General features: G+C 32.3%; 17 protein-coding genes and 1 other RNA gene. 14 read left to right on the top strand and 4 right to left on the bottom strand.

All coding sequences use genetic code 11. The features are described 5' to 3' along the window. Positions 1-552 carry an Fn3-like domain-containing protein gene (locus EV145_RS19955; protein ID WP_133526953.1) on the bottom strand — a complete coding sequence of 184 codons (552 nt, stop codon included), beginning with the start codon at positions 550-552 and terminating at the stop codon, positions 1-3. Between the two features lie 500 nt (positions 553-1,052). Between EV145_RS19955 and EV145_RS19950 the strand changes: the two genes are divergently transcribed. From EV145_RS19950 to EV145_RS19925, 6 genes are all read left to right on the top strand, one after another. Beyond that, the gene (locus EV145_RS19950; RefSeq protein WP_133526952.1) at positions 1,053-1,538 is read left to right on the top strand and encodes a SixA phosphatase family protein; all 486 of its coding nucleotides are present in this window, start codon (positions 1,053-1,055) and stop codon (positions 1,536-1,538) included. Between the two features lie 5 nt (positions 1,539-1,543). Then, positions 1,544-3,622, top strand: a complete 2,079-nt coding sequence (gene ppk1 / locus EV145_RS19945; protein ID WP_133526951.1) for a polyphosphate kinase 1 — start codon at positions 1,544-1,546, stop codon at positions 3,620-3,622. A gap of 31 nt (positions 3,623-3,653) precedes the next feature. Beyond that, positions 3,654-4,544, top strand: a complete 891-nt coding sequence (locus EV145_RS19940; RefSeq protein ID WP_133526950.1) for a Ppx/GppA phosphatase family protein — start codon at positions 3,654-3,656, stop codon at positions 4,542-4,544. 108 nt (positions 4,545-4,652) lie between these two features. After that, positions 4,653-5,234: a TMEM175 family protein gene (locus EV145_RS19935; protein WP_133526949.1), complete on the top strand. Its 582-nt coding sequence runs from the start codon at positions 4,653-4,655 to the stop codon at positions 5,232-5,234. A 3-nt stretch (positions 5,235-5,237) separates the two neighbouring features. After that, positions 5,238-5,810, top strand: coding sequence for a Crp/Fnr family transcriptional regulator (locus EV145_RS19930; protein ID WP_133526948.1), 573 nt, complete (start codon positions 5,238-5,240; stop codon positions 5,808-5,810). A gap of 42 nt (positions 5,811-5,852) precedes the next feature. Further along, a complete protein-coding gene (locus EV145_RS19925; protein ID WP_133526947.1) occupies positions 5,853-6,431 on the top strand; it encodes an NAD(P)H-dependent oxidoreductase in 579 nt (192 codons plus the stop codon). A 21-nt stretch (positions 6,432-6,452) separates the two neighbouring features. On the opposite strand, the gene EV145_RS19920 is transcribed toward EV145_RS19925, so the two are convergent. Then, positions 6,453-6,797, bottom strand: coding sequence for a DNA polymerase III (locus EV145_RS19920; protein ID WP_133526946.1), 345 nt, complete (start codon positions 6,795-6,797; stop codon positions 6,453-6,455). Positions 6,798-7,126: 329 nt separating this feature from the next. Beyond that, on the bottom strand, positions 7,127-8,212 hold the full coding sequence (dnaX, locus tag EV145_RS19915; RefSeq protein ID WP_133526945.1) for a DNA polymerase III subunit gamma/tau: 1,086 nt from the start codon (positions 8,210-8,212) through the stop codon (positions 7,127-7,129). 259 nt (positions 8,213-8,471) lie between these two features. On the opposite strand from dnaX, the gene EV145_RS19910 reads away from it, so the two are divergent. The 7 genes from EV145_RS19910 (at position 8,472) to EV145_RS19880 (ending at position 12,793) form a co-directional block, all read left to right on the top strand. Continuing rightward, positions 8,472-9,176, top strand: a complete 705-nt coding sequence (locus EV145_RS19910; protein WP_133526944.1) for a hypothetical protein — start codon at positions 8,472-8,474, stop codon at positions 9,174-9,176. 143 nt (positions 9,177-9,319) lie between these two features. Then, positions 9,320-9,988 carry a peptidase gene (locus EV145_RS19905; RefSeq protein WP_133526943.1) on the top strand — a complete coding sequence of 223 codons (669 nt, stop codon included), beginning with the start codon at positions 9,320-9,322 and terminating at the stop codon, positions 9,986-9,988. 33 nt (positions 9,989-10,021) lie between these two features. Next, positions 10,022-10,501 (top strand): hypothetical protein, encoded by a 480-nt coding sequence (locus EV145_RS19900; RefSeq protein ID WP_133526942.1) that lies wholly within the window; start codon positions 10,022-10,024, stop codon positions 10,499-10,501. Between the two features lie 21 nt (positions 10,502-10,522). Next, positions 10,523-10,972 carry a nuclear transport factor 2 family protein gene (locus tag EV145_RS19895; RefSeq protein ID WP_133526941.1) on the top strand — a complete coding sequence of 150 codons (450 nt, stop codon included), beginning with the start codon at positions 10,523-10,525 and terminating at the stop codon, positions 10,970-10,972. 317 nt (positions 10,973-11,289) lie between these two features. Next, the gene (locus EV145_RS19890) at positions 11,290-11,769 is read left to right on the top strand and encodes a cupin domain-containing protein (RefSeq protein WP_133526940.1); all 480 of its coding nucleotides are present in this window, start codon (positions 11,290-11,292) and stop codon (positions 11,767-11,769) included. 169 nt (positions 11,770-11,938) lie between these two features. Then, complete coding sequence (locus tag EV145_RS19885; RefSeq protein ID WP_133526939.1) at positions 11,939-12,415, top strand: BON domain-containing protein; 477 nt, start codon at positions 11,939-11,941, stop codon at positions 12,413-12,415. Positions 12,416-12,421: 6 nt separating this feature from the next. Then, positions 12,422-12,793, top strand: a complete 372-nt coding sequence (locus tag EV145_RS19880; RefSeq protein WP_133526938.1) for a LysM peptidoglycan-binding domain-containing protein — start codon at positions 12,422-12,424, stop codon at positions 12,791-12,793. Between the two features lie 109 nt (positions 12,794-12,902). Here EV145_RS19880 and EV145_RS19875 read toward each other — a convergent pair whose 3' ends face one another. Next, positions 12,903-13,196: a hypothetical protein gene (locus EV145_RS19875; RefSeq protein WP_133526937.1), complete on the bottom strand. Its 294-nt coding sequence runs from the start codon at positions 13,194-13,196 to the stop codon at positions 12,903-12,905. A gap of 125 nt (positions 13,197-13,321) precedes the next feature. Between EV145_RS19875 and rnpB the strand changes: the two genes are divergently transcribed. Next, positions 13,322-13,650, top strand: an RNA gene (rnpB, locus tag EV145_RS19870) — RNase P RNA component class A. Positions 13,651-13,665: the final 15 nt, after the last annotated feature.

Here is a 13,665-nt window from a genome sequence, read left to right as displayed (position 1 = left end):
TTAATTTTCAGAAGGATTGTTTACGATTGTATGTACAACAGTGTTTACTGTGTAATTAGCACAATTTGATGAAGTAGCATTGATTTGCATGCAGTTCCATTTATTGTACGCAGTGCCTTGTGGAACCGTTAAATGAACCTGAAAAGTTGCAGTCTGATTAGCTGGTAGTGAAATAGATGTTATGGCAACATTGCTATTATCAAGAAAACTACCAACCAAATTTACGTTTTGAGATGAACTGCTGCCGTCATTGTTAGAGCAGCTTGAATTTATGTTTAAAACACTTAAATTATAAACATCATCTGAATTTCCTGTATTGGTCAGTACCAATGTAAAATATGCGCCGTCTTTACCCGCATTGCTGTAAATTCTGTCTTTTTCAACTCCGAGAGTTGCTTTGCAAGAACCAGTTTGGGCAAATGATACAGTTGTTATCAAACAGAGCAGTACTGAAAAAAGACCTTTTTGAAAGATGTTTTTTCTTACTGAAAAAATAGCCTTACAATTGGTAATAAATTTCACTGCTTTTTCAAGAGTAGATTTACTTTTCATAACTTAAGATTTAGTTTTGTGGTATTTATGAAATTTTAACACAATCAAAATTATATTAGAGTTTTTGTATTTGATTTTTTTTGTCTGCAACTAACCTAAAAACTCGTTTAACTACCTTTTTTTAACAAAAAAATGGTCGAAAAAAATCAATTTTTGACCATTTTAAGCAAAATAAGTTAAGCTATTTTCTTCGTTTTTTGATGAAAAATAGACTTTTTGAATCTTTGTAAATGGTTAATAGTCAGTTATTTAGTTAAAATTTTATTGATTTGCAAAATATCGATTAAGTGTAAGTTTTAATAGACGAAGTACACTTTTTATTTAAAATTGAAATACCTTTTTTTTGGATTGTTAAAGTTTTGTGGATTTGATATTCTTGTTAAAATTTTCACAGAATGTTAACAGAAATAAAAAAAAGGGGAGGATTAAAAATTCTTTTGTAAATTAGAACTTAGAAAGCAGTTTTATGACAGTGTATTTATTTTAAATAATCTCTTTTTATGAAAAACTTAATTTTAATACGACACGCAAAATCAAGTTGGGAAGCACCTTTAAAAGATTTTGACAGACCTTTGATGAAAAGAGGGATTTTAGATGCTCATGAAGTGTCTTCAAATATTTCAAATTATCTACCTAAGACCTATATAATTTGGAGCAGTACTGCAGCACGTGCCTCAGAAACCGCTTTAATTTTTGCTCAAAACATTTCGTACCCTATAGAAAGTATCGTTTATAAAGACGACCTTTATACTTTTGATGACAAACAGCTCGAAAAAGTTATCAAATCGTGTGATAATAGTTTCGAAAGCGTTATTCTTTTTGGACATAACGAGGCTATTACAAATTTTGTTAATAAATTTGGGGATGTTTTTATCGAAAACGTCCCGACTTCAGGTTTTGTTTCCCTGCAATTCGATTCAGACAGTTGGGACGCACTCAATAAAGGCAGGACACATAAAACAATTTTCCCCAAAGATTTAAAATAAATAAAGTGTACGAACAGAAATATATCGATAGAGAAAAAAGTTGGTTAGCGTTTAATGCAAGAGTACTTCAGGAAGCTGCAGATAACACAGTTCCACTTTTAGACAGACTGCGTTTTGTTGGAATTTTTTCAAACAATTTAGATGAGTTTTTCAGAGTTCGGTATGCTGCAATTCGAAGATTAAGTCTTTCAGGTATTTCTGGTGAAAAATATTTGGGTGGTATTTCTGCCCATCAGTTAATTAAAGATATTACTGAAATTGTAATTCAGCAACAGTCTGAAAGTTTGCGTATTCTTGGAAATATTGAAGCTGAACTAGAAGCTGAAAATATCTTTATTATAAACGAAACTCAAATTACACCAAAACAAGAATGTTTCTTAAAGGACTTTTTTACACAAAAATTAAGTCCAGAATTGGTGACAATCATTCTTAACGACTTGGCTGTTTTTCCAATTTTAAAAGATACTTTAGGTTATCTGGCAGTTCGATTAGAATTAGCAAATGACGAAGTTCGTTATGCCTTAATCGAAATTCCAAAAAACATCAACAGGTTTGTTGTGCTTCCTTCAGACGATGAAAAGCAATATGTGATTTTAATTGATGATGTAATTCGTTATAAACTAAAAAGCATTTTCAACATATTTGATTATAAGACTGTTTCGGCACATATGATCAAAATTACGCGAGATGCACAGTTAGATATTGACAGCGACTTAAGTAAAAGTATGCTGGAGAAAATATCTACTTCTGTAAAAGATCGACGAATTGGTGAGCCGGTTCGTTTTATTTATGATAATTTAATTGAGGAAGATACACTGCAGTTCTTTTTAGAAAAAATGAAAATTGTAGAAACAGACAGTATCATTCCTGGCGGTCGTTATCATAACCGCCGTGATTATATGGATTTTCCAAATTTAGGACGTTACGACTTATTATATAAGCCAAACGAACCTTTGCCTGTTCCGGGATTAAGTTTGGATGGCAGTATTTTAGAAAAAATAAACAAGAAAGATTATTTGGTGCATGCACCTTATCAGTCATTTTCATATTTAACAAAATTTCTGAGAGAAGCCGCTTTAGATCCAAAGGTTACAAGCATTAAAATTACTTTATATCGTTTAGCAAAGAATTCGCAGATTATCAGTTCGTTAATCAATGCAGCTAAAAATGGTAAAAAAGTAACGGTTCAAATTGAGCTTCAGGCACGTTTTGATGAGGCCAGTAACATTTCCTATGCAGAGCAAATGCAGACTGAAGGTATTGATCTGATTTTTGGAATTAAAGGTTTGAAAGTGCACAGTAAAATATGTGTAATTGAAAGAATCGAAGATGGAAAAACACGCCGTTACGGATTTATTTCAACTGGAAACTTTAACGAATCAACGGCAAAAATTTATACTGATGTGACGCTGTTTACCTGCCATCAAGGAATTTTAAAAGACACATCAAAAATATTTGAATTCTTTGATATCAATTATAGAGTACACAGATATAAGCATTTAATTGTTTCACCTCATTACACACGAAGCAAGTTTATAAAGCTTATTGACCGTGAAATTTTGCACGCACTTGCCGGCAGAAAAACACATATTAAATTAAAAATGAATAGTTTGTCTGATTTTAAAATGATCGACAAGCTTTATGAAGCAAGTAATGCAGGGGTAAAAATTCAGCTTCAGGTAAGAGGAATTTGTTCATTGATTCCTGGAATTCCCGGAATGAGTGAAAACATTGAAGCCATAAGTATCGTCGATAATTATTTAGAACATACAAGAGTTTATATTTTTGGAAACGCAGGCCTAACCGAAGTCTACATTTCATCAGCTGATTTTATGACCAGAAATCTTGATGGAAGAGTCGAAGTGACCTGCCCAATTTATGACTTAGAAATTAAAAAAGAATTGATAGATAATTTTAATATTGCCTGGAAAGGGAATGTTAAAGTGAGATATCATTCTTATAAATTAGATAACAAATACAAGCCTCGTAATCATCATGCCCCGTTTAGAGCGCAATTTGAAACCTATAAATATTACCAAAATAAAATTGAAATAGCTGAAGCGGTAACACAAAAAATAAATTAATTAAAACCAATTTTTCAAATCATAAGTGAGCATGATTAATATTAGAAAATTTGCAGCAATAGATATTGGTTCAAATGCCATGAGGCTACTGATATCGAATGTTGTAGAGCAAGACGGCAAAGAACCTCAGTTTAACAAAAGTTCTCTTGTTCGTGTTCCAATTCGTTTGGGACAAGATGCCTTTACTGTTGGAGAAATATCACAAGAAAATACAGATCGAATGGTGGATGCTATGAAAGCATTCAATCTTTTGATGAAAGTTCATAAAGTAGAGCGTTATATGGCGTTTGCTACTTCGGCAATGCGTGAAGCGTACAATGCCAAAGAAGTTGTGGCTTTGATTAAAAAGAAAGCCGATATTAAAATCGAAATTATTGACGGCAAGAAAGAAGCAGCAATTATTGCTTCTACAGATTTACATCATTTATTAAAAACAGACGAAACCTATTTATTTGTTGATGTTGGTGGTGGAAGTACTGAATTTACATTATTCTCTGATGGAAAAATGATCAACTCAAGATCATTCAAAGCCGGAACAGTACGTTTATTAAATAATATGGTTTGTGATGTGGTTTGGGATGAAATTGAAAAATGGATAAAAACCAACACTGCAGATTATGATGAGGTTACTTTGATAGGATCTGGAGGGAATATCAATAAATTATTTAAAATGTCTGGAAAACAGCAAGAAAAACCGCTTTCATACATTTATATTAATTCGCAATATGCATTCTTGAATTCATTGACATATGAGCAAAGAATTGCTGAGTTAGGTTTGAATTCTGACCGTGCCGACGTTATTATCCACGCAACACGAATTTATTTAAACGCAATGAAGTGGAGCGGTGCGCGCCAGATTTATGTTCCAAAAATTGGACTTTCAGACGGAATCGTAAAAGCAATGTATTACGGTAAAATTTAATTTTTCTCCACCAATTACACTAATTTCCACCAATTTTTATTTTTAAAATAGTTTAAATTAATTCGTGAAAATTAGTGTAATTCGTGGCAAACTTATACTTAAGAATAAATGAATAAAACGAGACTTGAAGCCTTTAGTGACGGTGTTTTGGCAATCATCATAACCATTATGATTTTAGAAATAAAAGTGCCTGAAGGACATGAATTTGCCGATTTAAAACCGCTTATTCCTAAATTTCTAAGTTATATTTTGAGTTTTATTTATGTTGGAATTTATTGGAACAATCACCATTATTTACTTCATGGTTTATCAAAAGTAAACGGAAAAGTGCTTTGGAGCAATTTGCATTTATTGTTTTGGTTATCACTAATTCCGGTTTCAACAGGTTGGATGGGTGAACACAATTTTGCAAAAGCATCAATGGCTTTGTATGGAATCATTTTATTGCTTTGTGCCATTTCTTACGTCATTCTGCAGTATGTAATTATCTGTAGTGAAGGTGAAGATTCAGTATTGCGAAAAGCACTAAATAGGGATTTAAAAGGAAAAGCTTCGGCAGTTTTATACATCATTGGAATCGTATCTTCGTTTTACAACGAATGGATTTCAGGTGCGGCGTATTTTGTTGTAGCAATGTTATGGCTCATTCCCGATAAGCGAATTGAAAGAGCTTTTTATTCTAATGATTAATCCATGAAATCAGTTTTTCAGTCTTTTCAGAGCTTCTCTCAAGAAGAATTAAATCTCTTAGATGATTTAATTACATTTCGAACTTTAAAGAAAGGAGAATTTTTATTGACTGAAAATCAGGTTTGCAATGAAGTCGTTTTTATAAAAAAAGGAATTCTGCGTTCTTTTTTTGTTAATCATAAAGGTGACGAAATTACAAACTGTTTTGCTTTTGAGAATGAATTTATGGCTTCTTTCGCCAGTTTTATTACTGAGGAAAAAGCAGAGGAAAATATTCAGGCTCTCGCCGAAACCGAACTACAGATTTTAAACCGAAGTGCTTTGGATAAACTTTACAAATCAGGTTTGAACTGGCAGGAAACGGGAAGAAAGTTAACTGAAATTGAGTTTGTCAATCTTCATAAAAGAATGGTTTCTTTTCAGAAATTATCTGGAGCACAGCGCTATGAGGAGCTTTATCTCAATCATCAAAAATACTTACAGCTTATTCCATTGCAATATTTAGCTTCTTATTTAGGAATTACACCGAGACATTTAAGCCGAATCAGAAAAAGATTTTTAGAGACATTTGTCTAGTCAAATAATTTATCCTAATGGTATTTTTGAAAAAACATTGATATGAAAAAAATACTGATTATAAACGGACATCCTAATGCAGCAAGTTTTAATTTTGGAATTGCCGAATCTTATAAAAATGGCGCAATTGCTTCAGGAGCTCAAGTTGAAACGATTACAATTGCCGATTTAAAATTCAATCCCAATTTGCAGTTTGGTTATCAAAAACGAACGGAATTAGAACCCGATTTAATTGAATCTTGGGAAAAAATCAAAAAAGCGGATCATTTAGTTTGGATTCATCCTGTTTGGTGGGGCGGACTTCCAGCAATTACAAAAGGTTTTATCGACCGTTTGTTTTTACCTGGAATGGCTTTTCAATACAGAGAAAATTCGGTTTGGTGGGATAAATTGCTTAAAGGAAAAACAGCACATATTATTACAACTTTAGACCAGCCCGGCTGGTACTATCGATTGTTTTTTGGTAGGCCTAGTGTGAATCAGTTAAAGAAATCAACTTTAGAGTTTTGTGGTGTAAAACCAGTAAAAGTGAGTTATATCGGAATTGTAAAAACTGCTGATGAAAATCAAAGAAAAAAATGGTTGGAGAAAGTTTATAATTTCGGATTTCAGAATAAATAAGATTCTAAGAAGCAAAAAAAATTAATCCTTTAAATCTAATCCAAATGTGTTGCGCAAAAGTTCAATATTTGGATTGATTTCTAAAAATCGATTATAACGATCCTGATTATTATAAGATCGTTTTGTTTCGGCTTGTTCATTCACAATTACGTCAATTGTAATGTCATGATTGTGCAAATGTCCTTTTAAATGCCCTAGCAAACCATTCATCTGGCTTTCAAATTCTAGTTTTGAGCCTTCGTTTGGCAGTTCATAAGTAATTGTTGTGCCATTCAAAACGGGATCACTAATCAATAATATGGACTCCATAATCTTTAAGCCTTTTTGACCTAAACGTTCTGCATATTTAGTCCAATGAAGACGCATATCTGTTTCGTTAAATTCTTCTGTAGGTAATACTGACGAAGGTTTGACGTACGATTTACTGCTTGCCTCTAGTTCCTTTTTCTTGCGAATACTTGCTAAAGAAAATGCGGAAACTTTTGGCGTGTTGTCTGTTTCTGTTTTTGGAGCTTCCGGAGTTTGAGCTTTTGGAGTTTCAGAAACAGTTGTGTTTTGCGTATTTTCGGCTTCAGCTGAAGTAGTTACATTTTCTGATTTTGTGTTTTCGGAAACAGTTTGGTTTTCAACTTTGGACTTTACACTTTGAACTTCAACAATTGAAAAGCTTCCATTTTTATAATAAGTAGGCGGAATTATGAATTGCTCAGCTTTTTTTTTTCTCCATCAAAATTGATAGAGGCTAATTGCATCAAACATAATTCAACTAAAAGTCGCTGATTCTGACTCAATTTGTATTTTAAATCGCAGTCGTTTGCAATGTCAATTCCTTTTAATAAAAATTCCTGAGAACATTTTTGAGACTGAACGCCATACATTTGCTGTGCCTGTTCTCCAACTTCTAATAAAGCAATAGTTGCAGGAGTTTTGCTGACTAACAAGTCTCTGAAATGAGATGCTAATCCGGCAATAAAATGATGTCCGTCAAAACCTTTTGAAAGAATATCGTTGTATGCTAATAAAAGATCTGGAATCTTATTTTCTAAAAGTAGATCAGTGATTGAAATATAGGTTTCGTAATCTAAAACATTTAGATTTTCGGTTACAGCTTGACGCGTTAAATTAGTGCCGCAATAGGAAACTACACGGTCAAAAATGGATAAAGCATCACGCATGGCACCATCTGCTTTTTGAGCAATAATGTGCAGTGCATCATCTTCAAAATTGATTCCTTGACTCGCAGCTACATCTGCCAAATGTTCTTTAGCATCTTTTACTGTAATTCTTTTAAAATCAAAAATCTGACAACGAGATAAAATCGTCGGAATGATTTTGTGTTTTTCTGTTGTTGCTAAAATAAAAATAGCATGTTTTGGCGGTTCTTCTAATGTTTTCAGAAAAGCATTAAAAGCAGCCGAAGACAACATATGAACCTCGTCAATAATATATACTTTATATTGTCCGGTTTGTGGCGGGATTCGAACCTGATCAATAAGGCTACGAATATCATCAACCGAGTTGTTTGAAGCAGCATCCAGCTCAAAAACGTTAAATGCAAAATCTTCATTTGGATCATCATATCCAGGCTGATTTATCTTTCTAGCCAAGATACGTGCGCAGGTAGTTTTTCCAACTCCACGCGGTCCTGTGAACAAAAGAGCAGAAGCAAGGTGATTGCTGTCAATAGCATTCAACAAAGTGTTTGTAATGGCTTTCTGGCCTACAACATCCTTAAAGGTCTGCGGGCGATATTTACGAGCCGATACTACAAATTGTTCCATATTCTTTTTTATTCGATAGCAAATATAGGGTATAATTTAATGATTTAAAAATTTAAAAATTGAAAGATTTTAAGTGTTTTCAACATTAAAAAGTAACGTGTTTTTTTAGAGAAAGTTGCATTTTTGAATTTAAGTTTTTTGTTTTAATTATTTCTAATGAAATATAGTTTGATTACTATTTTGTAATAAAAAATGTACTATTTTTAATCCGAAAACAATATTGTTTTTGCTAAAAACGAACCTTTTAAATTATTATAAAATGAACTTTTCAAATTTTTTTAGTGTTTTATTGCTGACTTTTTTTTCAATTTCTATTAATGCTCAAAAACAAGATGAAAAAGCTGTTGCCATCATTAACAAAGAGTTGGATGCAATGGGAGGAAAGGATTTCATTAAAAGCATTAATACACTTTATACCAATTCTGTAACGCAAATGGAAGGCCGCACGGCAAATTGGGTGGTGAAAGAAATGAAACCTAATATTGGGAGTTTTGAAATAGTTTACGGAAACCGAGTTGTTTTCAAATTTTGGTACGATGGAAAAACAGGCTATAATTTAAGTGGTGGCGAAAAAACGCTTGCAGATCAGGAAAATTTTAAAGACAAAAAATTCAAGAAAAATATATTCAATGAATTAGATTATTTAGATCCCACATTATATAAATTGGAATATTTAGGAACTGAGGATTTTGAATCTTCAAAATGTCATAAGATAAAGGCAACGTGCAGTAATAAAAAAGTTGAATTTTTATATTTTGATGAAAAAACATCTTTCCTGATTAAAACAGAAACGGTAAACGGCGAAAAAGATTCCTTTTCAGTTGTTGTCTATGGAGATTTTAAAAAATTCGACAAACTGACTTATTTCACTACAATGCGATTTGGAGCTGACAAAGATGCTCAGACAGCAACGATTGTGGAACTTTTTTATAATGACAAAGTAAACGAAAACGATTTTAAATAATTAGATAAACAATATTTTATGAATGCAAAACAAATAGTTAGATTAAGCAATATTATCGGGATTAGTCTATACTCTTACTGGTATATTGGGTATTTACTTTTATAATGATTCAGGTTTTTGGTTTAAAAGTGTTTAAAGAGAATATGACCGAAACGTTTTATCTAAGTATTTTAGGAATTCTTGCTTTGATGGTGGGTTCCTTGATTATCAATTTAATGTTTAATTTGACCAGAATTGCCGAAAGACATAATCTTGATGCAGTAACTAATAAATCAAATAGATTGCGATTTTTGACTTTGATTTTAATTTTCCCCTTGATCGCTGTAATTTTATTTGGTGGAGATTATTTAACCTCGGCGAGAAAAGAGGAACGATTGATTAAATCGGCTGAATCAATTATTGCGATTAATAAAGCGAATAGCGATAAATTGGTAAACTATAATTTTTCTGAAGGCTATATAAAAGAGACTGCCGATATTTTGGCTATTTTGTCCAAAACCGATAAAAATTTCCCTAATGTTACTGTAATTGTAAAAGATTCGGTTAAAGGTTCTCAAGTTTATTTAGGCTTTAGTGATTATTATGAAGGGAGTTTGAAAGACACTATTCATCCGCAGAAAAAAAGATATATTTATCAAACTACTAAAGAAGAAAGAGATTATCTGAAAAGTGTTTTTGAAAAGGGAAGTAACGAATTACGCTATAGTTCTCATAATGGTTATTATGAATTGTTTTATCCTTATGAAAAAAACGGAAAGAAAATAATTCTGTATTTTTCTGAACAACAACGTTATGGGAAACTTGGAAGTTAGTTAGCAAAATATGATAAAATCAAATAATCCTTTATGAAGCAATTTAACTTCGTTAACAATACATTAAATCTAAAAGTAAAAAAGTCTCCATTTTTAGTAAGAGCATTACTGTTTGTGTTGGCTTTTTTATTTTTTGTTTTTCCGCTTGGCGGAGCAATTTTTGGCATTGCAAACGGAGGCGGTTTACAAATTGGTTACTTTATTGGAATTGGAATATTTTCATTAATTGGATTTTATATGGTAAGGATTGCTTTATGGAATACTTATGGTGAAGAAACGATTCAAATACTAGAAAATAAAATCATTTATGAAGCAAATTATGGATGGTTTAAAGATGGAAAAAAAGAAACATTAATAGTAAAACCTCAATATTCTTTTGCTCCAATTGGATATGAAGAAGATAATCAAGGGGTTTTAATAATTGCTTCTCAAGAAGCTAAAATAGAATCCGTGGTTAAAGTTCCAATGTCTCAATTGGAGGAATTAATAACTGTTTTAGAAGGTCGTAAATAATAAATTCTAAATCCATTTTACATGAAAAAATATTTAATACTTATTGCAATTGTATTTTGTTCTTTTAAAATTCAGGCCCAAACTAAGCAGGATTCACTAGATATTAAACGTGTAGCTTTAGCCTATATTGAAGCGCAACATAATCCGAATCCGAAACTTATGGAAGGCGCACTACATCCGAGAATGGTGAAAAGATCTGTTTTTAGAAATAAAGTCGCTCAAAAAGATTATATCTCAGAGTTTTTCGCCGAAAACATGGTTATTTTGGCAGAAACTTATAATGTGAAAGGGGATAAATTTCCTAAGAATCCAAGAAAAGAAATCAAGTTATTAGATGTTTCAGCTAAAACAGCATCAGTTAAACTACTTGCCGATGCCTGGATTGATTATATGCATATTGTGAAGGAAAATGGTGATTGGAAAATTATAAATGTGCTTTGGCAATATAATGATGTGACACAGCATGAATAATTTAGAATGACAGATATAGATAAAATAAGAGTTAAGTCAAAAAACTTTTCGATCATACTTGTTTTGGAATTTATGTATTGTTTTCTGTTATTCTTTATGCAGAAAGTTTTTTTCTTGAAATCAATAGTGATTCTGTTTTTGTATGTTTTTTTATTGATTGCTTTGCCATTGGTATTTAATGTTCATTTATATTTTAAAAGTAAAAAGAAACTTGATTTTGTTCAATCTAACAATATTTTGATTGTTCAGATTCTTGTTTTAATATTCTGTTTCGAATATTTAATATAACTTTAGAATTGAAAAGCAAAAGAACTAAAATGAAAAATCCAATCATAACCGTTGACGAAACCCAAGGGCACCAATTAAAAATTGCGGGAGGAAATTACCGCATTATTATTTCGGGAAAGGAAACCAATGGCGAATATGCTGTCATCGAAATGTCGGTTCCTCCGGGTGCTGGACCAAATCCGCACGCGCATGTTGATTTTACCGAGACTTTTTTTGTGTTGGAAGGAGAGGTTGCATTTAAATCGGAATTAGGGATTTATGTTGCGAAGAAAAATGCTTTTGTCAATATTCCGAAAGGAGGCATTGTGCATGGTTTTAAAAATCTTTCAAACGAACCAGCAAAACTTTTATGTACGGTTACTCCCGCCGGATTAGATGATTTGTTTGAAGAAATGGCAAGTTATATGGAAACTAATTCTTCAGATTCTGAAATTGAAAAGAAAGAAAAAATAAACTCCATTTTTATAAAATACGGACAACAGATGTTCCCTCCAGACTATTTGGATTAATTTTTTAGTTTTCAAATTCAATTCCAGTTTTCAGCTTAAATCTTTTTTAAAATTTTGACTTCCTTAAAAAAAATGGACTGGTAAAAATATAATAATTGCAACCGTATTGTATAAAGTTTTAGTAGTTAATCTGTTTAATTTTAGATAGTTAATTATTAAATACTCTGTTATGAAAATTCAATCAATTTTATTGGGAATGGGGCTTGCTGTTTCTTTGTTGTCTTGCAGTCCGAAGGATGCCGATTTAGAAAAAGAAATTAGTGAAAAATTAAATACGCCTGGAGTACACGTAACAGTGCATGAAGGTGTTGCGACTATTGTAGGAACCTGTGATGATGAAGCTTTCAAAAAAAATATTGAACGTTCTGTTAAATCAGTGCAAGGGGTCAAATCGGTTGTGAACAACTGCCAAATTCCGGAACCTAATGTAGAACCTGCTGCAGCGGCTGTTGTAATCAATCCAGATAGTGATCTGGATAAATCAGTAGGTAAAGTTATAAAAGCATATGATGGCGTGAGTGCTACAGTGGTAGGCGGTGTGGTAACGCTGTCTGGGGAAATTAAAAGAGAACAGTTGCAACCTTTAATTCAAAGTGTTCAGGAATTGAAACCCAAAAAAGTTGATAACAAACTAACTATTAAATAAATTGTTATGAGTTTACAAGATAAATATAGAGAATTGACCGATATGGCTTCTCAGTTAGGAACAACAGATTTGCAGGTAAGAGAACAAGATAATGTATTGTATATTGATGGTACAGTAAAATCGGCATCTGAGAAAGAAAAACTTTGGAATATTTATGGAGAAATTGATCCTGATTATCGATCTGCAGATGTGGTGATGAATATTGAAGTCGAAGAGCGAGTTTCAAAAGAATATACAGTTGAAGTTGGTGATTCTCTTTCTAAAATAGGAAAGGCATATGGAGTTTCTTGGCAGGATATTTTTGAAGCGAATAAAGATATTATTTCCAACCCCGATTTAATTCAGCCCGGCTGGAAATTAAAAATACCGACAGTATAATATTGAGAAAATTTTAATAAGAAAAATCCAAATTCCAATTTCATATCATGTAAAATTGGAATTTGGATTTTTTTTGTTCTCAAATTTCAGGTTGAGATTTTAAAAAAAACTACCTTCCCCTAATACTTAAGTTAAACAAAAATTGTGCTGTTTCCTGATCTGAATCGGCAGAAAAACCTGCTACATAAACTCCTTTTTTTCCGCTAACGGACTTAATTCCGTATACAACTGCCTCATCGCCTGGATCTGAATCCCCTTCGTATCGATACACATGAACAATTTCAAATTTCTCAGGATTTTTTTTAATCATGTCAGCATTTCGATTAAAATCGCACGTAAATCCTTTCTCATTCAATTGATCTAAAGCCTTTGAAACAGTTGCGTAATGATACATTCTTTTCATGATAACTGAATTTAAAAATTATGGAATTTTAAAGATAACTATTTTAAAATTAAAAAGTTATGATAAAATTCATAAAATGGAGAATTTAAAATCATTATTCTTAGTTAGTAAATCGCTACTTTTGCAGCGCAGACCGCCTTATCGTCGTTCCGTTTATCGGGAGGGAGGAAAGTCCGGACACCATAGAGAAGCATAGCGGGTAACACCCGTCGGTCTTAGAAATAGGGCAAGGACAAGTGCAACAGAAAGTATGTACAGGTAATGCTGTAGTGAAACCAGGTAAACTCTATGCGGTGAAATACCAAGTATATCAGCATTTAAGGGCTTCTCGTCCGTTGTTGAAGGGTAGGTAGCTTGAGTCCCGAAGCAATTCGGGATCTAGATAAATGATAAGGTATTGTCTCGTTGAAAAACAAGACAAGAACAGAATCCGGCTTATAGGTCTGCTTTTTTTATATATTTGTGAAAC

It is taken from the genome of Flavobacterium sp. 245, from assembly GCF_004362055.1.
Taxonomy (GTDB): domain Bacteria; phylum Bacteroidota; class Bacteroidia; order Flavobacteriales; family Flavobacteriaceae; genus Flavobacterium.
This window is presented reverse-complemented; position numbering and strand designations above follow the sequence as displayed.